The sequence below is a fragment of the Lacrimispora sp. genome (assembly GCF_032078915.1).
Classification (GTDB): Bacteria; Bacillota; Clostridia; order Lachnospirales; family Lachnospiraceae; genus Lacrimispora.
Map to the genome: position 1 here is coordinate 1 of NZ_DAMAUN010000101.1, position 19,714 is coordinate 19,714.

General features: G+C 43.1%; 18 protein-coding genes and 1 pseudogene. 16 read left to right on the forward strand and 3 right to left on the reverse strand.

Annotated features, from left to right (window positions below; all coding sequences use genetic code 11):
* The 12 genes and pseudogenes from RT269_RS25810 to rpoN form a co-directional block, all read left to right on the forward strand.
* Positions 1 to 244, forward strand: a 244-nt coding sequence (locus RT269_RS25810; RefSeq protein WP_442913837.1) for an ABC transporter permease, incomplete at its 5' end; no start/stop codon positions are given.
* A 70-nt stretch (positions 245 to 314) separates the two neighbouring features.
* Complete coding sequence (locus tag RT269_RS25815) at positions 315 to 1,460, forward strand: substrate-binding domain-containing protein (protein ID WP_313186969.1); 1,146 nt, start codon at positions 315 to 317, stop codon at positions 1,458 to 1,460.
* 95 nt (positions 1,461 to 1,555) lie between these two features.
* Positions 1,556 to 1,990, forward strand: a complete 435-nt coding sequence (locus RT269_RS25820; RefSeq protein ID WP_313186971.1) for an RbsD/FucU family protein — start codon at positions 1,556 to 1,558, stop codon at positions 1,988 to 1,990.
* A gap of 107 nt (positions 1,991 to 2,097) precedes the next feature.
* A complete protein-coding gene (locus RT269_RS25825; protein WP_312448325.1) occupies positions 2,098 to 4,287 on the forward strand; it encodes a methyl-accepting chemotaxis protein in 2,190 nt (729 codons plus the stop codon).
* 107 nt (positions 4,288 to 4,394) lie between these two features.
* Positions 4,395 to 6,479, forward strand: coding sequence for a sigma 54-interacting transcriptional regulator (locus RT269_RS25830; RefSeq protein ID WP_313186973.1), 2,085 nt, complete (start codon positions 4,395 to 4,397; stop codon positions 6,477 to 6,479).
* A 271-nt stretch (positions 6,480 to 6,750) separates the two neighbouring features.
* Positions 6,751 to 7,926, forward strand: a complete 1,176-nt coding sequence (locus RT269_RS25835) for a MalY/PatB family protein (RefSeq protein ID WP_313186974.1) — start codon at positions 6,751 to 6,753, stop codon at positions 7,924 to 7,926.
* Between the two features lie 63 nt (positions 7,927 to 7,989).
* Positions 7,990 to 9,264 carry a dicarboxylate/amino acid:cation symporter gene (locus tag RT269_RS25840; protein ID WP_313186976.1) on the forward strand — a complete coding sequence of 425 codons (1,275 nt, stop codon included), beginning with the start codon at positions 7,990 to 7,992 and terminating at the stop codon, positions 9,262 to 9,264.
* Positions 9,265 to 9,282: 18 nt separating this feature from the next.
* Positions 9,283 to 9,540, forward strand: coding sequence for a glutaredoxin (locus tag RT269_RS25845; RefSeq protein WP_313186978.1), 258 nt, complete (start codon positions 9,283 to 9,285; stop codon positions 9,538 to 9,540).
* A 78-nt stretch (positions 9,541 to 9,618) separates the two neighbouring features.
* Positions 9,619 to 9,753: pseudogene (locus RT269_RS30275) on the forward strand (L-serine ammonia-lyase, iron-sulfur-dependent, subunit alpha); the annotation flags it as partial.
* Positions 9,754 to 9,776: 23 nt separating this feature from the next.
* A complete protein-coding gene (locus tag RT269_RS30280; RefSeq protein ID WP_334308560.1) occupies positions 9,777 to 9,839 on the forward strand; it encodes a hypothetical protein in 63 nt (20 codons plus the stop codon).
* A gap of 101 nt (positions 9,840 to 9,940) precedes the next feature.
* Positions 9,941 to 10,969, forward strand: a complete 1,029-nt coding sequence (locus tag RT269_RS25855) for a 1-aminocyclopropane-1-carboxylate deaminase/D-cysteine desulfhydrase (protein WP_313186979.1) — start codon at positions 9,941 to 9,943, stop codon at positions 10,967 to 10,969.
* Positions 10,970 to 11,086: 117 nt separating this feature from the next.
* On the forward strand, positions 11,087 to 12,457 hold the full coding sequence (gene rpoN, locus RT269_RS25860; RefSeq protein WP_313186981.1) for an RNA polymerase factor sigma-54: 1,371 nt from the start codon (positions 11,087 to 11,089) through the stop codon (positions 12,455 to 12,457).
* 39 nt (positions 12,458 to 12,496) lie between these two features.
* Here rpoN and RT269_RS25865 read toward each other — a convergent pair whose 3' ends face one another.
* Entirely contained in the window at positions 12,497 to 12,916 is a 420-nt protein-coding gene (locus RT269_RS25865; protein WP_334308561.1) for a pyridoxamine 5'-phosphate oxidase family protein, read from the reverse strand.
* 88 nt (positions 12,917 to 13,004) lie between these two features.
* Positions 13,005 to 13,364: a winged helix-turn-helix transcriptional regulator gene (locus RT269_RS25870; protein WP_313186985.1), complete on the reverse strand. Its 360-nt coding sequence runs from the start codon at positions 13,362 to 13,364 to the stop codon at positions 13,005 to 13,007.
* Between the two features lie 366 nt (positions 13,365 to 13,730).
* Between RT269_RS25870 and RT269_RS25875 the strand changes: the two genes are divergently transcribed.
* The 3 genes from RT269_RS25875 (at position 13,731) to RT269_RS25885 (ending at position 17,545) form a co-directional block, all read left to right on the forward strand.
* Positions 13,731 to 14,255, forward strand: a complete 525-nt coding sequence (locus tag RT269_RS25875) for an RNA polymerase sigma factor (protein ID WP_313186987.1) — start codon at positions 13,731 to 13,733, stop codon at positions 14,253 to 14,255.
* 1 nt (position 14,256) lies between these two features.
* The gene (locus RT269_RS25880; protein ID WP_313186989.1) at positions 14,257 to 15,855 is read left to right on the forward strand and encodes a hypothetical protein; all 1,599 of its coding nucleotides are present in this window, start codon (positions 14,257 to 14,259) and stop codon (positions 15,853 to 15,855) included.
* 502 nt (positions 15,856 to 16,357) lie between these two features.
* Entirely contained in the window at positions 16,358 to 17,545 is a 1,188-nt protein-coding gene (locus RT269_RS25885; protein ID WP_313186991.1) for a phosphopentomutase, read from the forward strand.
* Between the two features lie 108 nt (positions 17,546 to 17,653).
* Here the strand turns inward: RT269_RS25885 and RT269_RS25890 are convergent, their stop codons facing one another.
* Entirely contained in the window at positions 17,654 to 19,201 is a 1,548-nt protein-coding gene (locus tag RT269_RS25890; RefSeq protein ID WP_313186993.1) for a helix-turn-helix domain-containing protein, read from the reverse strand.
* Positions 19,202 to 19,380: 179 nt separating this feature from the next.
* Here RT269_RS25890 and RT269_RS25895 point away from each other — a divergent pair.
* Positions 19,381 to 19,714 (forward strand): PTS transporter subunit EIIC (locus RT269_RS25895; protein WP_313186994.1); only part of this gene is annotated, 334 nt, incomplete at its 3' end.

The following is a 19,714-nucleotide window of genomic DNA, read 5'->3' on the forward strand; positions in this document are numbered from 1 at the left end:
GCTTCCAGGCGGAGGAGCCGGATTTGAAATGGATGCCATTGCAGGTGTTGTAATCGGAGGAACCTCAATGGCAGGAGGTACCGGTACGATTGCGGGTACTATGATCGGTGTGTTTATTATTTCAATACTTAAAACTGGTCTGCCATTTGTGGGGCTGCAGACGCACTATCAGCAGGTAGCAACAGGCCTAGTATTAGTTGTCGCAGTATTTGCTGATGTATATAGAAACCGTAAGAAAAATTAAACGCAGTGCAGGGAATGTGATTCGAAAGAATTTACATAATTAATCATTTAAATTTGAGGAGGAAGTAAAAATGAAACGAAATGTATTGGGAATTTTACTGAGCACGGCAATGATTGCCACCGCCCTGGCCGGATGCGGAAGCAAAGCAACGGGCAGTAGCTCTGCAGCTCCTGCAGTCACAGAGGCTAAAACCTCAGAAGGTACTCAGGCACCTGCAGCCACAGAAGCTGCTTCTAACGGCGATATGACTGTTTATCTGGTAGCAAAAGGATTTCAGTCCCAATATTGGCAGGCAGTATATAAGGGCGCTCAAAACGCAGCAAAGGGATTGGGGGTCCGTCTGGAATTTCAGGGACCGGATTCTGAATCGGATATTGCCCAGCAGGTTCAGATGGTGAACAATGCGGTTCAGATGCAGCCGAATGCAATTGGACTGGCAGCCCTGGATGTATCAGCTTTAAACGACAGCATTAAGGAAGCCCAGGATGCAAATATCCCGATCATAGGATTTGACTCCGGTGTTCCAAATGCACCGGCAGGTTCCGTAGTGGCCAATGCGGCTACGGACAATTACAAGGCAGGAGAAGTAGCAGCCGAAAATACATATCCTCTGGTAAAGGATATCATTTCAAAAGCCACTGGTAGTGTCCGGATCGGAGTTCTGAACCAGGATGCCACATCAGAATCCATTATCAGCCGCGGACTTGGTTTTATTAATAAGATTACCGAACTGATTGAAGCCGATGGAAAAAGTGTATGCGTAACCGGAAATGAAAAATTTGTAAGTGACGCAAAAGCGGACAAGGGCGACTCTGCGGATGTTATTCTGGATGTTGCAGTTCCTGCAAAGGTTGAAGCCTCTCTGATGACAACAGACGCACAGACAATCTTAAATAAAGATGATACGATCTGCATATTCGCATCGAACCAGAAGACAGGAGAAGGCCTGATCACAGGTGATGAGAATTTAGGAAGACTGGGGAAGGAAGTAATCGGTGTTGCATTTGATTCCGGTACCATGATTAAGGATGCGGTAAAAGACGGCAGACTGGCCGGCGCTGTTACCCAGGCACCGGTAGAGATCGGATACCAGACAGTTGAACTGGCAGTGAAAGCTGCCAAGGGTGAAGCAGTAACTGACGTGGATACAGGCTGTAAATGGTACACCGTTGATAATATGGATAACGAAGAAATTATACAGAATCTGTACGACTAGGGAATAACTAATTGATCAATCGGGCTGCTGCATCAGGCGATGGAAAATCTCCGGGCAGCAGCCCTGAATTTTTATCTGGCTAAGGAGGAAGAAAGATGTTAATAGGAATACCGGCAATTTTAAGTCCGGAACTGTTAAAGGTACTTTGTGAAATGGGTCATACGGATGAGCTGACAATTGGTGATGGGAACTTTCCAGGTCATACCTATGGGCAGAAGGTGATTCGTATGGATGGACACGGCGTGGCTGAGATATTGGCGGCAATCCTTCAGGTGCTCCCTCTGGATACTTATGAGGAGCATCCGGTGACTTTAATGGCGGTGGTTCCGGGAGATAAAGTGGAAACACCCATTTGGGAGCAATACAAAGAGATTGTGGCAAAATATGATGATCGGGGCGCCGGCTGCTTTGAGGAAATCGATAAGTGGAAATTTTACGAAAAGACAAAGGAGAAGTCATCGGTTGTCATTATGACAAGTGAAAAGGCGCTATACGCAAACATCATTTTAAAAAAGGGCGTGGTGGTATAAAACGAGAGACAGGCACTTGTTTCCATGGAGAAGGAGGAGTAACAGGAGCCGGGGATTGATCGGCCTATTCCATGAAAATGGAGATTAGGAGTATGGAGGGGAAGGATATGTATCAAAAGATGAAATTGGCATCAAAGTTAGGTGTTGTCATCGGTTTTTTTCTTGCAGTAATTTTTTTAATCCTGATTGCAGTTACTGCCATGGTGTCAGGCAGTGCTATTACAACAGGCGTATCAGGAGAGCTGACTGCAATAGCCAAATCCAACAGCATTGAAGTCCAGCAAATATTTGATACTGCCGGAATGGTTGCAAATGATATGCAAGCCTATTTGGAAAATGCCTGTCAGGAGGGGGGATTTTCAGCAGCGCGGATGAAACTGCCTTCCGACCCTGCTGTCGCCAGTCTGTTTCAAAGTTCCATTTATGGACAGACTCTGACGCCTTTGAACTATGAGGTGGAGACCTTTTTGACCGCCACTGCCAGAAACAGTGTAATTATGAATGAGGATATAGTGGGAGTGGGGGCAATGTTTGAACTTTATAAGTTCCAGAGCGATATTAGAGATTATGCCTTTCGTGTGACAAAGAATAATGAATCGGGAGTGATTGAGCCTTTTGGAAATTACAGTACTTATTCTGACGAGGAATACTATAAAACTGCTGCAACTACGAAAAAAAGCACGGTGACCCCTCCATATGAGTACAATGGAATCACCATGGTATCTTATGCCTCTCCAATCTTGAAAGGCTCCGAAGTGCAGGGGGTGGTGCTGGCGGATATTAATGTCAGTAATTTCAAGAAAGTGGAGTCCTCCAACCCCAAATATCCATCCATGTACGCTACCATTCTTGACAACAAAGGTACAATAATCTATAACAGCGAGGATATCAGTAGAGTTGGGAAATCCATTGGCGAGTTTATGAAAAAACCCAAGGATATTCCAGCTATTGAGAGCATCATGTCCAATGGCCAGCCGTTTCAGATGGAGATGATCCGTAACGATGGTGAAAAAACCGTACAGTTTTATGCTCCAATCTCAGCCAGCGGTGAGACATGGTGGTCTATCACCGGGGTAAGTGTATCGGATGTGAATAAGGCAGTGACCAAAACGGTTGTTCTGTTAGTGATTATTTCTATGGCAGCGCTGCTTCTTTTACTTGTGCTTACCATATACTTTTTGAAAAAAATGCTTAAACCCATGCAGCCCATTGTGCAGGCAGCGGAGAGCATATCGAACGGAAATTTAAATGTTCCGCTTGTCATTTCCTCCCAGGATGAAATCGGAATATTGGCGGATTCCTTCGCTAAAATGTCTGGTAATCTGCAAAAAATTGTAAATGACATCGACTATCTGTTAGGGCAGATGGCAGATGGCAATTTTGATATAGATACTCAGGCGGAGGCAAGCTATACAGGTGACTTTTGTGGTATTTTGCTTTCTGTACGCAAACTCAGCCGCACCTTCAGCAATATTTTAAATCAGATGAATCAGTCTGCCAATCAGGTTGCTGCAGAAAGCCGGCAGGTGTCCGGCCATGCAAAGGCCCTTTCACAGGGGGCTGCAGAGCAGTCTTTTTCCGTGGAAGAATTGGCTGCGACTATTCGTGAGCTTTCCGATTATGTAACCGGAAATGCAAAAAATGCGCAGCAAGCCAGCCTGCAATCACGGGAAACCGCTCTTGAACTGGAAAATGGCAAAATGCAGATGGCCCGTATGACCGCAGCCATGAATCAGATTGACAGTTCTTCCGCTGAGATCAGTAAGATCATCAGGACCATTGAGGACATTGCTTTTCAGACCAATATTCTAGCACTTAACGCCGCCGTGGAAGCTGCCCGTGTAGGTGAGGCTGGAAAAGGTTTTGCCGTTGTAGCGGATGAAGTACGGAACCTGGCCGGTAAATCTGCGGAAGCTTCCAATGATACGGCGGCACTGATAGAAGCAACGATCACGGCAGTCCAGGAGGGGATGTCCACTGCAAAAGAGACAGCGGCTTCACTGGAGAGGATTGTGGAATCATCAGGAATATCCACTGGGTTGGTTCAACAGATTTTTACAGTTTCTCAAGAACAGGCATCTTCCGTTGCACAGGTAACTCAAGGGATCAACCAGATATCCAAGGTGGTGCAGGCGAACTCCGTTACTGCCGAAGAGAGTGCTGCGGCCAGCGAGAAATTATCCGGACAGGCTCAGCTTTTAAAGAAATTAGTCAGACAGTTTAAGCTAAGGGTCGGTCAGGATACAGTGCCATTAACGGTACCGGATAACCAGCTTTCTGAAAGTGAAAAATACTAAAGGTAATATCTTTACCAGCTTTTTTTGCTGTGTTATACTTGAGACAACAGGAGCGAGAGTAGCGTGAGCTGATGTTGGATTCTTTTGTCGTCACAGGAAGGTAAAGCATGAAAAAGAGTATTGCGGTTATTGCATTAGACCCATTTGCGGGAAAAGCATATGCGCAGCAGGTTCGGTCGGTGTTTGGGGAACGGGCTGTTGTACGAAATTATAGCATGATGGATGGAACGGCAGCGAATATGGAACCCTGCGATTTGTATATGGGCTCGACGGATGCTTTTGATGCCATGGGGGATCCGAATCGATACATTCCGTCAGATGCACAGCGGATGGAAGTTCAGGTTACTTATTTTAAAGAGGCAGTGCGCCAACTGGAAGAGATCCCAAAGGGAACAAAAGTCATTTTTGTTAATATCACTGAGGTTATGGCGAGGGAAGCAGTGACACAGCTGGAACAGCTGGGGATTACTCATCTAAAGTTTATACTCTATGCACCGGGAAGCAAGCTGACTGATATGGCAGAGATTGCTGTTACTCCGGATGAAGAGCGTTATGTGCCAAGCGGAATTCCAACAATTATAAATCTGGGACAGAGAACCTGCTCAGCCGATACCATGATTGAAGCCGCGTTCAGGCTGGGGTTTGACGATTTACTGGAAGAAGCTGCGTTTAAACAGTATCAGGAATCGGTATGTACCAATACCTATTATTTTGACCAGATGTTCAATCGTTCCAGGAGATTGGAGAGTCAGTTTGATATTCTCATGGAAGTACTAGATCAGGGAGTGATCGCGGTAAATGAACATGGAGAAATATATGCAATCAATAAAAATGCAGTAGATATCACCCGGGTTCCTGAAAATCTTAGTCTTACAAACATGGGGGAAGAAGTATTTCCTTATATCCCATTCCGGAAATGTTTGGAGGAGAAAAAGGAGACGAATCCCCAAGTTGTGAGAGTTGCAGGAAATCTGGTAAGCCTTTATGTGCGGCCGGTGTTAAGGCGGGATGTCTGTATTGGCGCCTTTGCCATCTTGCAGAAGTTCAATGAGATGGAGCGCCGGCAAAATGAACTTCGGGTTCAATTGATGAAAAAGGGCCAGGGGCATAGAGCCAAATATTGTTTTGATGATGTGATCGGAGAGTCCGACCTTATCTTAAAGACTAAATTTATCTTAAATAAAATGGCTTGCACAGAATCTCCGGTTTTGTTAATTGGGGAAACAGGAACCGGTAAGGAACTGTTTGCACACTCCGTCCATAATGCGTCAAAGCGCAGGGATCAGCCTTTTGTGGCAATTAACTGTGCGGCTATGCCAGAAAATTTATTGGAAAGTGAGCTGTTCGGTTATGAAGAAGGAGCTTTTACCGGCGCGAAAAAGGGAGGCCGCCCAGGTTTATTTGAGTTCGCACATCAAGGGACACTGTTTTTGGACGAAGTGGAAGGCATGAGCCCTGCGCTGCAGGTAAAGCTGCTGCGTGTATTGCAGGAGCGGGAAATCATGCGGGTTGGGGGAAATCAAATTATTCATGTTGATGTGCGGATCGTTGCGGCAACAAATGAAGAGCTTGAGCAAAAGGTGGCGGAAGGCACGTTCCGGCAGGATCTTTATTACAGACTGAACGCATTGCCGGTGTTAATCCCTCCGCTTCGAAAGAGAGTGGAAGATGTATTCTTAATTCTGGATAGTTTTCGAAAAGAACTTGGAGGAAAATTCCGTTTAAGTGATGAGATCAAGGAACTATTTCGCACATACCAGTGGCCGGGAAACATACGGGAACTGCGTAATGTGGTAGATTATTTGTGTTTTACCGGCCATACCGTCATAACAGTTGCTGATTTGCCTCCGGTTTTTCGTATAGGTAAACATGGAGAAGAGGTGAATGGGATTAAAGATGCTGAGTTTAAACTGCACGCCGCAGATCAGCCGCTCCGGTACCAGAATACATCGCATATGCCCACCGAACAGGAACGGGTAATTCTGGAAATCCTTTACAATGCAGAACGTACGGGACAGTCCATCGGACGGGATAAAATACTGTTGGAGGCGCAGAAGCGCAGGGTAAAGTTAACTCAGCCTCAGGTGCGTAAAATATTAGGCAGATTAGAGGATAACGGGTATGTAATTGTTACAAAGGGCAGAGGAGGAAGCAGCATTACCAAAAAAGGAGTCGATTGGATGAGCAATTAATTGCCTAAAATAATCTGGCATACGACCATATTATAATCCATTAACAACCAGATTATAACCGATTAACAACCAATTTAAAACCGATTAAATACCAGGAAGAAATGATCTTTATTTCTCAGCAAAGTCCTGCAAGATGATATAAAAAGGATAAACGTAGAAAAGGCAGCATTTACAGGCTTTTTCTACGTTTTTATTAATATATTTTCTGTTTCATAAAAAGTTGGCACGTATGTTGCTCTATATATAAATATAAAACTGAAAGGAGCTTCATATGAAGTATAATTTTGACATCGTAGTTGACCGAAGTGAAAATCGCGCTGGAAAATACGATGAGAGGCAAAAAAAGTTTGGTACCGCGGATGTGATTCCACTATGGGTCGCGGATATGGATTTTCAAACGGCACAGCCAATCATTGATGCATGCGTGGAAAAAGCAATGGAAGGGATCTGGGGATATACATATCGGCCTGACTCCTATTTTGATGCAATCCTTGGCTGGCAGTTCCGTAGGCATGGCTGGAAGATTGACAAGGAAAAAGTAAGCTGGAGCCTGGGAGTCGTACCTGCAATGTCTGCAATTGTCAAGGTGTTTACCAGGAAAGGGGATTCCATTATGATTCAGACTCCCGTGTATTCTGAATTTTACGATATTACGGAGGCATGGGAAAGAAACGTAGTTGAGAACCAACTGGTTGAACAGGATGGAACATGGACGATTGATTTCGAAGATTTTGAGGAGAAAGCAAAAGATCCAAATGTGAAAATCTTTCTTTTGTGCAGCCCCCATAATCCTCTTGGGATCGTCTGGACGAAAGAGCAGCTGCAGAAGATGTTTGAGATTTGCCATGCCAATGATGTGCTGATGGTTTCTGACGAAATACATTCTGATCTGGTGTTTCATGGCAAGAAACATATTCCAACCGCTATGATATCAGAAACGGCCAGAGATCATGTCATAAGTTGTATTTCTGGTACTAAGACATTTAATCTTGCAGGATTACAGGCATCAACGAATGTTTTCCCGAACCTGGAGATGAAGGCTGCTTTTGATAAGTTCTGGATGAATTTAGACATTCACAGGAATAATGCATTCAGCTCCGTAGCCATGGAAGCGGCGTTTAATAAGGGGGAAGAGTGGTTAGAGCAATTGCTTCCATATCTTTCTGAAAACTTTGAGTTTATCAGAGATTATTGTGAGAAGTACATTCCTAAAATCAAACCCAATGTACCGGATGCTACTTATCTGGTATGGCTGGATTGCCGGGAATTGGGAATGAATAATGAAAGATTAAGAAAATTTATGATTGAAGATGCAAAATTGGGATTAAATGAAGGCTATACCTTTGGCCGGAGCCTTTCCGGCTATATGAGATTAAATGCAGCATGTCCGAGAAGCGTGCTGGAAAAAGCCATGAAACAGCTGGAGGATGCGGTAAATCGTCTTTAAGATAAAGAAATTATAAAAGTCACTTAAAATCAAATTTATGGGGTAAAAAGGAGAAGTGTACTTATGAATAAAAAAGATATCTGGAAAAGCTATCGTTTCCCTATCCTGCTAGTGCTGGGAATCCTGATCGGATCAGGTTTTGGACTGGTTGCAGGTGAGAAGGCTGCAATTGTTAAGCCCCTTGGCGATATTTTCCTTAACTTGATGTTTACAATCGTTGTTCCGATGGTCATGGTTTCTATTTCCAGTGCTGTGGGAAGCATGGTAAATATGAAGCGTCTTGGTAGTATTTTAGTGAATCTTATCGTCGTTTTTATCGGCACCGGCGCTGTCGCAGCTGTGCTGGTTCTGTTTGCAGTGAATATATTCCCGCCTGCGGCAAGCACCTCAATTGCTATGGGTGCATCGGAGGTCGGAGAAGCTGCCGCTGTTGGTGACATGATTGTGGGAGCGCTTACCGTTTCCGATTTTCCGGAACTTTTAAGCCGCCAGAACATGCTTCCGTTGATTATTTTCTCTGTCATGTTTGGATTCTGTGTAAGTGCATGCGGCGGTGATGAGAGTCCTGTTGGAAAAATGCTTACGAACTTAAATAATGTCATCATGAAGATGGTCAATTTAATCATGAAATTTGCTCCGATCGGTCTGGGTGCATATTTTGCCAACTTAGTAGGTGAGTTTGGGCCAAGTTTAATTGGTGATTACGGCCGTTCCATGATCTTGTATTATCCACTTTGCTTGATTTATGTAGTAATATTCTTCCCGTTGTATTCTTATATGGCAGGTGGAAAAGAAGCGGTTCGCCGTATGATGAAATTTGTTCCTACCCCCGCATTGACTGCTTTTGCAACTCAAAGCTCAATGGCTGCTCTGCCTGTAAATCTGGATGCTTGTGACAAAATGGGAGTTCCAAAGGATATTAGAGAGATTGTTCTTCCAATGGGAGCAACCATGCATATGGACGGTTCGGTTTTATCTGCAATTGTTAAGATCGCATTTTTGTTTGGAGTGTTTCATCAACCGTTTACAGGAGTCGGAACATATGCCATGTCAATTGTCGTAGCGATTTTATCCGCATTTGTATTATCCGGTGCGCCGGGTGGAGGTTTGGTAGGCGAAATGCTGATCGTCGGTCTTTTTGGTTTTCCACCAGAGGCATTTCCGTTAATTGCAACCTTAGGTTTCCTGTTTGATCCTGCTGCCACCTGCTTAAATTCATCTGGTGATGCCATTGCTTCCATGATGGTAGCCAGAATGGTTGAAGGGAAAGAATGGATAAATCATCACATAACAGGCAACAACATAGAATTCGTCGAAAAGCCAGATATTACTGCATAAAAGAGAGGAAAGATACCTATGAAAATAACGATTATTGGAAGCCACTTATGTCCAGATACACTTTACGCGCTGAATAAGCTGACCGATAGGAAAGCCGGCGTAGATTTTAAAAATTTATCCGCGGATTTAAAGGATTTAAAAGCATATCTTGCTGCTCGTGAATCGGAACCGGTATATGAAGCGGTTAAAAGAAACGGCGGTATTGGAATTCCGTTTTTTATTCTTGAAGACGGAACTAAAACCTTAGACTTAGATGAGGTATTGGAAAAACTGTAATATCCATAAAAGGTGAGCGGAATTTAAATTAAAGAAAAGCGGGGTATATAGGAAACTTCCATATAAACCCCGCTTTGTGCAATTGCCAAGACAGCGGCCGGCAGTGATGCACGAATGAGCGGCTGTGGACTTCCGGTAATCATTAACTCCGGCAGCGGCAATCAGGAGATTACAGTTTCAGTGCCTGTGATTTCCGTTCTGGTGAAGGAATTATTAACCGTGATGTTGAGGAGACCATACGTAATGCCGGACGTCTTAGTAAGGAAGGAATGCGTGAGACGGACCGGGAAATTGTTTAGATCATGATTGGGGAGTAACTGGAATATATACGCTCATTGTCACATGTAATATACATAAGACCGGGTTTTTTATAGCATCGGCAGTTTAAGGAGGTATTAATATGGTTTTAGGTCAAGAGAAAGTCTCATTACTGAATTTACCCACTCCTTTGGAGTATCTTAAAAATATATCAGAAGAATTAGGGATCCAAATGTATCTTAAGCGTGATGATATGACTGGTCTGGGCATGGGAGGCAATAAGCTTCGAAAGCTGGAGTATATTTTAAAAGAAGCACAAAACAAAGGTGCGACCATGCTTATAACTGAGGGCGGAGTACAAACAAATCATGGCCGGTTGACAGCGGCTGTGGCGGCTAAGTACAATATGAGGTGTGCGATTGTTACAATTGGGGATTACCCGGGAGAATTGTCGGCAAACTTACTGTTGGACCGGTTAATGGGAGCTGAAGTGATCATTAAAAAGGATGACGGCCGTCCATCCCCTGAACAGTATAAAGAGTTGGTCAGGGACACAATCAGAAAATATGAGGCCCAGGGAGAGACCGTTTATTACATACCCCTTGGCGGTTCCGATGATGTCGGCATCCTGGGATACTATGAATGTGCAGTTGAGCTTACAAAGCAGGCGGCTGACATGGGAATCGGAGATGCACGGGTTATATCTGCAGCAGGCAGTTTAGGGACCTATATGGGCCTGTATTGTGGATTCCATAATGAAGGCTCCGGCCTGGCATTAACCGGTGTGGCGATTTCCCCATTTGATGATTACAAAGAGCATAGCATTGTTGAACTGTTTGACAGCGTAAAAGAAAAGTATGGAATGAAAATAAGTGCCGGACGAAAAGATTTTGATATTGAAAAAGATTATGTCCGGGACGGATACAATCTGCCTTCAAAGGAGGTAAGAGATGCGGTTCGTCTGATGGCAGGAAAAGAAGCTATCCTGCTTGATCCCTGTTACACAGGAAAATGTTTTGCCGCAATCATTGATATGGTTAAGGAAGGGAAAATCAAAAAAGGTGAGAAGATCATCATGATCCATACAGGAGGAGCGCCGGGATTATACACGAAGCATCATAGGGTGGAATTTGAAAAGGAATTAATTGATGGGGTTACAATCCTTGAATGAATAACGTAACGTTCTCCGTGATAAAAGTGAGCGAGGTGATATAAAACTTCGCTCTTTTTACTCAGACTGCTGTGTGGTATAATATTTCTAACGCAATGGTTGCAAAGGGAGGTTGCCATGAAACATAAATTAACTGTTGAACAACGTCAGCTGTTATCTCAAAACCAGATATCTTCACTGGAATTGCTTGCATTATGCAATAGTGAGCTTAGCCGGCATATGGAAAATGAATATATGGAAAATCCTTTACTGGAACAGACAAATTCCAGAGCCGAATCTTATACTCAGGAAGATTATCAAGCGTGGTATCAATCAAATTACTGCAAGCCATTAAAAAATGCTGCAGGATTTTTAGAAGAAGGGAATGAGAGCAGCAGCCAGGAGTTTGATAATTCAAATACGAAAAATATTTATACCTATGTTTATGAGCAGCTGGAGTTAGAACGTTACACGGATAAACAATTAAGAGTGATTGATTTTTTAATTCAGAGCCTGGATCGTAATGGGTTTATCGATTTGGAGGTTCCGGAGCTTGCACAGTTGACCGGTGTGAATGAGCAGGTGATCGAAGACTGCTTATCAGATTTAAAAAAGTTGGAGCCATACGGTATTTTCGCTAAGGATCTGGTAGAATGCTTATTAATTCAGATCAAAATACTGGGATTGGAAGATGAAAATCTAAAACATATGATCACTCATCATTTAACGGACATATCTCAGGGGAAGATCAGTTCAATCACCCGTGCATTGGACATTTCATCGGCTCAGGCCAGGAGATATATTGCTCTTATAAGTACTTTAAATCCAAGGCCGCTGCAGGGGTTTGGAGAGAACGAAAAGCAGTATATTATTCCGGATGTTATCGTTACTATGGACCCGGATGGAAAATGGAATGTAGAAATCAATGATAATTGGTGCGGAGACTATCAATTAAACGATTACTATCTCCAGATGATGGCGGAAGTAAAAGAGCAGGAGCTTTTTGAATACTTTAAGAAAAAGTTAGAGCGGGCGAAATTTCTCATTCATGCAGTTGAACAGAGGCGCAAGACGATCATTCAAATAACAAATGCAATATTGGAAGAGCAGGATGAGTTTTTCCGGTATTCCGGGAAACTGAAACCGTGTACCATGACACAGATGTCAGAAAGACTGTCCGTTAGTACCTCCACCATAAGCCGCGCTGTTAAGGACAAATATCTTCAGTTTCCCGCAGGCTGTATTCTGATGAAAAACTTATTTTCTGCGTCGGTTCCCGTAAGTGACGGCAGCTTGATTAATTCGGATGGCGTCAAAGAATTAATACGCGAACTGGTGAATGGCGAGAATAAAGAAAAGCCGCATAGCGATTCGAAGCTTGCAGAATTACTTAGTGAAAAGGGGTATCACCTTTCTCGCAGAGTGATTGCCAAATACCGGGAAGAGATGGGGATCTCTGGTAGCTTTGAACGAAAAATGAAAAATGATATGAGTAAAAGAGTCAACTAAAATGAAAGTTTTAGTTGACTCTTTTACTTGTACCAAAGGCTATTCTACAAGAAAATTTTCAGAATTGAAATTAGCATAAAACCGGCCAGTCTGTGCAATGAACTTAAGAACACAATAATCCGGATCAGTAACGCCTTGAGGATAATACATAGTGTCTCCCTCCTGCCAGATCATTTCCTTGCTTGCTGCATCCTCTAAGACTTCCACGGTACCCTTTAGCATGACCCCGCGAAAGAACCGTTTGTCGCAAAAGTAGATACATGCCTTTGGGTTTTTGCGAAATTGCGATACGCGCATGGAGGAGGTATTGGTAGTAAAATAAAAGGTCTTGATCCCATCCCGTTTTCTTGGCGGCAGCATTGCTTTCGTATTAGGAAACCCGTCATCATCCAATGAGCTTATAAAAGAAACACCCTGCTTGTCAATTAAATTGCCGATCGTTTGCGCTGCATCCCTCATCATTTTAAATTCCTCCTGAATTTATTTATGATAAAACTATAACATATACGAGGCGGGCAGTAAATTACTTACATTTTTGTGGGTATACTCAGTCTATAAAACCGTTTTCTATTAAAAAATCGGTCATGTCATTTTCTTTCATAATATCAATTCCTATGCTTTGCATGATTCCTATGGCATCCAATAGCTTTTTGCCGCGTTCTGTCAAATAATATTCAACTTTTAGCGGATATCCTTCAAAAGAACGCTTTGCTATCATTCCATAATCCAATAGCTCTTTAAGCTGTTCAAGAAGCATTTTTTGGCTGATGCCTTTAATGTCTTTTTCAAGTTGGGACAAAGACATAACACCCTTGCCCAGCTGCCATAAAATGATCGGTTTCCATTTGCCTTTTGTAATATCGTGAGTCAATTCCAAAGGGCAGGTGTATTCATCACGTATTTTCATCTCTTCCCCTTTAAGATATCAATTGTGCTTCCTCTATCGAAGCTTATATGAATTCCGGTTACTTACAATTACAATCATCTTAATTCCTCCTTTGTCTTTTGTCAATGAAGAAGTGAGTACAAGAGGCAATGAAAAAGAAAGGAGAAACTTTGAGTCAAAGCTGACTCATGACCGCTGTTATAATGGCAGCATAGGATGAAGAATTTATAAATATGTAATTTCAGTACATAGTATTTTACAAAATATAAGATCAAAACGTAACATTTCATATGCATCGAACGTCTTAATAGATGTACGTACCATAATCCGGATTATAATAACTATTGAAAATACAGGATGCCATGTTGCAGCAGTATGGAGGCAGGAATGAGGAATAAACAGGACAACAGGGAAATGATTGAAAGACTTTGCGCGGACACCTGGCGGGAGCTGTACCGCTTCATTTATTATAAAGTCCAAAATCGGGAAGAAGCGGAGGATATCACACAGGAAACCTATGTGAAGGCGATTTCTTTTCTGAACAGGAATGATGTTACGATCCTTGAATGCAAAAAATATTTAAAATTCATAGCGATGAATGTCATTCGTGATCAATGGAGGGCGAAAAAGCGGCGCAGCAGCATCAATATAGAGGATGTGAAGCCAGAAGAAATCTCCTTGGAGGATTTCGCAGATTCATTAACGGAAAAGAACCGGCTGGAAGAGGCTATGAACCGTCTGACCAAAGAACAGCATACGGTTATTGAATTACGAATCATCAAAGGTTATACGGTGGCAGAAACTGCAAAACTGATGCAGAAAAAGGAAGGGGCTGTTCGTGTTTTGCAGCTTCGTGCGGTAAAAGCCCTGGCGAAGTTATTAGAAACAGAACAGGGGAAGGAGGAAAGATAAAATGGATGAAAGGAAACTGTCTCAATATATCGATCATTTAAATGCCGGTAAGAAACCCGGAGAACATAATAAGAAATTGCAGGAAGAAGATGAGATTCTGCTTGCAGCTGTCAGAAAAGCAAGACTGCTTCGAGAGGTGGAATATCCTGATGATTTGTTTAAACAGCGCCTTGTTAATTCTTTGACAAAAAGAAAGCCCCAAGGGAACCAGCTCAGAAAGTTTGCATTGATCTGCACTTCAGCCGCCGCAGCTGTATTGCTTTTCGTAACAGCCTATTATTTCCTTCCCAATCGGGATGCCGGTATTGTATATGCAATGGAAAATGCACTGAAGGAAATCCAGGCCTATCATGGAATACTGGAAGTAAGTGAGACGAATGGCCTGGGGGAAACCGTAACCCAGTCAAAAAGGGAGGTATGGGCGGATCAGAAGGGAAATTATTATATCATGGATCTTGAAGGGACTTCTAAAGGCACCATAACCGCCAACAATGGGGAACAGAAGTGGCAGCTCCAGCCGGAGAAAAAAACTGCTTACCTCTTACCGGCGTTTCCTGATGCTTCTGTCTTTACCTTTGAACTAGGCAATGAAATAAATAGTGTTACTAAGGCGCAAACGGTTAAAAAGGCCGGTTTTGAGATCATCAATGGAAGAAACACCACAAAGCTTCAAATCACTCCGGAGGGAGGGGATCCATATTTCCTATGGGTTGATGATGAGACAGACTTGCCTCTGCAAAGGGTCTCAGCAATGCAAAATGGCATACAGATAAAAGCGGAATATACCTCCATGGAGTTTATTGATGAAATTCCCCGGAACCTTCTTGTTTATGATGCGCCGGACGGTTACGAAGAAGTTGATACGAATCTGGAGCAGGAGGTGGCTTCCCTTGAAGAAGCAGAAAGGATGGCAGGCTTTACCCCCAGACTACCGGATCGGGCAGCAGAAGGGTATACACTGAATCGGATTGCCGTAGAGAAAGACCGTGCGGCCGTAAAGTTGTATTATTCCACCGGAGATTCGGCATATGCCGTTCTCCTTACCCAGTCAGAAACATCAGAAGACCTTGCACCTTCTTCCGCTGCAATTCTTGGATCTGTTAATCATAACAAGGCCGAAATCATAACCGTAGAACCGGTCAGATCTATCCGCTGGCAGGAGGACGGCATGGAATACAGTATACTTGGAACTGTGCCGCTGGAGAAACTGACTATTTTTGCGGAGAGTCTTTCCAAAGGAAAGGTCGAGATACCGGCAAGCACTGAGACTGTGAGAGAGCCAAAGATCAAGGTCAAAGTGGACCAGCCGGCGGAAGAAAATGAACAGAAGAGTGTTGATGCAGGTCATTCCCCGTGGAAACTGGATCCGGTTTTTGTGACCCAGGTATTTGCGAGCCTGCTGCTGTCGCCGGAAGGCATTGTGGGAGATTATCCCATTGCTTATGAAGATATCGAAATCATTTTAAATAATGGAGTTGATGCTATTGCAGAAATCAAGGATGAAAAATCGGTTGTGAAGTATGTTTATTTAAAGCGTCTTGTCCGCCAGGATGATACCGGAATCTGGACTGTAGTTGGGTATGATCCTGCGCAGGAATGATTTTGAGTATCATGAAAAATAAAGGAATATGTTTGGAATATTCATAAAAAATATAGAAAGAGATTGCAAAAATTCTACAAAATTGTATAATAAAGGGGAAAAGATGTGCTCAAAAGATAAACTTACAAGATCCTATACCGATTGTGTGGATTATATGGATGAATTAGCAGCAAAGCCTGTAATTGATCCTTAGCGGCGCTTTTTGGTACGATATGAAGAATATCTGGATCCAAATTTAAATATCATGAGTCAGACAGGGAAAGATTGAATAAAATAATAGCGGCAGATGAGGGTGTATAATAGCCGGCAGACAGGCCGCTGCTATTTTAACAATTTCCGATCCGGTCTTTTCCATGGAAGTGGTCTCTGCCCAGGACAGTCAGACGAGCTTCCATCATATAATTAGATTGCTTTTTAAGCAGGTCTATAAACAGATCCTGGAAGGTAACTATTTGCGTGCTATATAGAAGTTTGTGCTGCGATCAAAGCGCGGGGAGGTAATATGAAACGATTTAAACGTATATTTGTAGTTGTAATTGATTCTTTGGGAATAGGTGCTATGAACAATGCCGCAGAGTACGGCGATGTGGGCAGCGATACCCTGGGCCATATTGATGCCACAGTGGATCATCTTAATCTGCCTAATTTGGAGAAGCTTGGTTTGGGAAACCTGCGTTCCTTAAAGCATGTAAAGCCTGTCGCTGAGCCTAAGGCGTATTATGGAAAACTGAATGAAGCCAGTGTTGGAAAAGACACCATGACAGGTCATTGGGAAATGATGGGGCTTTACATTACAAAGCCCTTCCAAACATTTACGGAAACAGGTTTTCCAAAGGAACTGCTTGATGAACTGGAAAAACGCACCGGACACAAGATTGTGGGAAATAAATCCGCCAGTGGTACAGAGATCATGGATGAACTGGGAGAGCATCAGATTGCTACCGGGGACATGATCGTTTATACTTCTGCAGATTCCGTGTTACAAATTTGTGCCAATGAGGAAACCTTTGGCTTGCAGGAACTTTACCGCTGCTGTGAGATTGCAAGAGAGCTTACCTTAAGGGACGAATGGAAGGTAGGAAGGGTCATTGCAAGACCTTATGTCGGCAGGAAGAAAGGCGAGTTTAAAAGAACTCCTAACCGCCATGATTATGCCTTAAAGCCATTTGGAACCACTGCTCTTAATATATTAAAGGATGCAGGCTTAGATGTGATCAGCGTAGGAAAGATCTATGATATTTTCGATGGCGAAGGGCTTACAGAAGGCAATAAATCCCAAAGCAGTGTTCATGGCATGGAACAGACCATAGAGATCGCGAAAAGAGATTTTAACGGGCTGTGCTTTGTGAACCTGGTTGATTTTGATGCCCTGTGGGGACACCGCCGGGATCCAATTGGCTATGGCGCTGAATTAGAACGGTTTGATGAAAAGCTGGGAGAACTTTTACCGATTTTAAATGAAGATGATCTGCTTCTGATTACGGCAGACCATGGCAATGATCCCACCTTTAAGGGAAGCGACCATACAAAGGAGCAGGTGCCTTTCCTGGCCTATTCGGCTTCTTATGCCAACTGCGAGGAATTAAAGGAACAGAATACATTTGCAGTGATCGGGGCAACGGTGCTTGATAATTTCGGTTTGCAAAAAGCTCAGGATATGATTGGAGAGTCAATAGAGGAATTGCTTTAGGTTTCTAAAAGCACCGCTTTGTCTATGATGATTTCATATAATTTATCATAGACAAAGTCAGGTGCTTTTTTGTTGCTTTACATGAAGAAAAGTCCTTGCTTCGACTTCTTACACAAAATAATCTCCGTAATTTTCTTTCAGATATGCTTCCATTTCAGATTCGCTTTTTCCTCCGATTTCCGACACAAAGCTGGTGGTCAGGAAACGGTGCTTCCGCGTGGAAAAGCCGTTTGCCAGAAGGGTCTTCATATCACTATCGTCTACATAGAAATTCATGCGGATGACAGGAAGGTTAAGAGCATGAAGGATATTAAAAATCCGGGACGAAAAGCAAAAGATATAATCATAATCCAAGTCTTTCAGTCTGTGGATCTCGTTAATATTTAAGGTCCCCATCCACTGCAGTTCCACGTATTCCTTTGTTTGTTCCAGGAAAAAGCTGACCCGTTCAAAGTTGATGCTGGTCATCACAACGATTTTCTTATACTGGCGGTTTATGGTACGGTTGCGGAGGATGTGTTTTTGTACCAGCAGGGTCAGCGTAGAAAGGTGCTCATCCATGAAAGAAAAATTATAGGAAGCTTTAAAGTACACCTCGTACTTTCTGATGGTTTCATACAGGTCTGAAAACTGTTCTTTCGTATTTTCTACGGTCTTATCCACAAATGTGCAATGAAAGTGATCCAGGGTGATTTCCCGGTATAAATAGTTGTAAAGCTCATTGATGAATTCTTCCTGGATGGTAAAAGGGTTTTTTAAATGACTCACCACCCGCTCCGTAAATTGCTCGGTGGTATACCACAGCCGCTTGTCAAATGGAAAATCCAGACTGCGGGAAAAGTTCATCATGCTGAAGGCCACATTGTACAGCCTGTTTTCCTTGATGTCATCAACAAAGCGGATATTTAATGGCGCCAGGGGCAGACGGTAACAAAATTTCATGGATTCATCAACAGGCCGGATTTCCATGATACAGATAAACAGCAGAAGAAACTTTTTGGAAGGATAGTTTATAGACAGATTGTATTCTGTTAAAAAGAAGTTCAGCCGTTCCACCGCCTGATGGGCGACGGACTGGAGATCGGTATTTGCCAGATCGTAGCATTGTTTTTCCAGGGGAGTATTGGCCCTGCGGACCGCAATCCGGTTTTCCGGCGTAAACTCTAACAAGGGATGAAGGATGTCGATGACAAGAAACCGAAGCTGCAGTTCATCGCCTTCAATGGTAAGCCCCTTTTTCTTTAAGGTCACAAGGCTGAGACCGTGCCCGGCCAGGAATTGCCTTAAATGGGCGGTATCCTGCTTTTTTGTGGTCAGGGAAAGTCCCCAGTTTTCATATAGAGAAGAGGCATTGACATAACCGTCGAAAAATATGGTCACGATCATGATGCGGATCCGCTCGATGTAAGAACTGTTATAGTCAGTCATGGCGATCTGCTGGATAAAATCCACAAATTCCTTGTAGTTTAAGTGGCTTAGGCAGAAGCCCTTTTGTATTTCCACCAAGGGCTTGCGGGAGAAAAGGTTGATCCGCTCGATGGTCCGGCGTATGGATATTTCATCCTTATGAAACTGCAGGGCAACCTTTGAAAGGGAAATGTGCTGTCTTTTTTGTATATACCGCAGCAGGCTTAAATCATTATAGCTTAATCCCATGATACATTCCTCCAGTGCTGTTATGCTTATAATGGTTTCATTATAAAGTTAAGGGTAACTAAACGCAACAATAAAGTGTAATTTTTTTGCCTTGAAGCAACTTATAGAATCTGTCATAATGTACACAGTTTAAAAGGCGCCTTAAACACACAATGTCATAACAAAGGAAGGGAAAAAATATGAGCAATAAAAAGTCTAGCTGGAAAGACAGCATCCAAACATTTGGGCGGTCTCTCCTTCTGCCAATCGCGCTTCTTGCACCTATTGGTATGGTTATGGGTATTTGCAGTGCGTTAGGGCAGTCCTACATGATAGAGAAATTCCCGTTTTTGGGAAACCAGGTTCTGAAGCTTATTTTATCCAGCTTGCAAACCATTACAAGCATTATTTTTAACAATATTCCATTGCTGTTTGCCATGGGTGTTGCTCAGGGAATGGCAAAGAATGAAAAAGGGATTGCTGTCTTTTCTTCAGTAGTCGGCTATTTGACACTAAACGTGGTAATGGGGGTTT

Bases quoted from the DNA above. Each gene is read 5' to 3' on its own strand.
- RT269_RS25885 (WP_313186991.1), top strand. From the start codon at position 16,358: ATGAAACGATTTAAACGTATATTTGTAGTTGTAATTGATTCTTTGGGA.
- RT269_RS25865 (WP_334308561.1), bottom strand. From the start codon at position 12,916: ATGAGGGATGCAGCGCAAACGATCGGCAATTTAATTGACAAGCAGGGT.
- RT269_RS25825 (WP_312448325.1), top strand. From the start codon at position 2,098: ATGTATCAAAAGATGAAATTGGCATCAAAGTTAGGTGTTGTCATCGGT.
- RT269_RS25815 (WP_313186969.1), top strand. From the start codon at position 315: ATGAAACGAAATGTATTGGGAATTTTACTGAGCACGGCAATGATTGCC.
- RT269_RS25835 (WP_313186974.1), top strand. From the start codon at position 6,751: ATGAAGTATAATTTTGACATCGTAGTTGACCGAAGTGAAAATCGCGCT.
- RT269_RS25875 (WP_313186987.1), top strand. From the start codon at position 13,731: ATGAGGAATAAACAGGACAACAGGGAAATGATTGAAAGACTTTGCGCG.
- RT269_RS25890 (WP_313186993.1), bottom strand. From the start codon at position 19,201: ATGGGATTAAGCTATAATGATTTAAGCCTGCTGCGGTATATACAAAAA.
- RT269_RS25855 (WP_313186979.1), top strand. From the start codon at position 9,941: ATGGTTTTAGGTCAAGAGAAAGTCTCATTACTGAATTTACCCACTCCT.
- RT269_RS25840 (WP_313186976.1), top strand. From the start codon at position 7,990: ATGAATAAAAAAGATATCTGGAAAAGCTATCGTTTCCCTATCCTGCTA.
- RT269_RS25845 (WP_313186978.1), top strand. From the start codon at position 9,283: ATGAAAATAACGATTATTGGAAGCCACTTATGTCCAGATACACTTTAC.
- rpoN (WP_313186981.1), top strand. From the start codon at position 11,087: ATGAAACATAAATTAACTGTTGAACAACGTCAGCTGTTATCTCAAAAC.
- RT269_RS25830 (WP_313186973.1), top strand. From the start codon at position 4,395: ATGAAAAAGAGTATTGCGGTTATTGCATTAGACCCATTTGCGGGAAAA.
- RT269_RS25870 (WP_313186985.1), bottom strand. From the start codon at position 13,364: ATGAAAATACGTGATGAATACACCTGCCCTTTGGAATTGACTCACGAT.
- RT269_RS25820 (WP_313186971.1), top strand. From the start codon at position 1,556: ATGTTAATAGGAATACCGGCAATTTTAAGTCCGGAACTGTTAAAGGTA.
- RT269_RS25880 (WP_313186989.1), top strand. From the start codon at position 14,257: ATGGATGAAAGGAAACTGTCTCAATATATCGATCATTTAAATGCCGGT.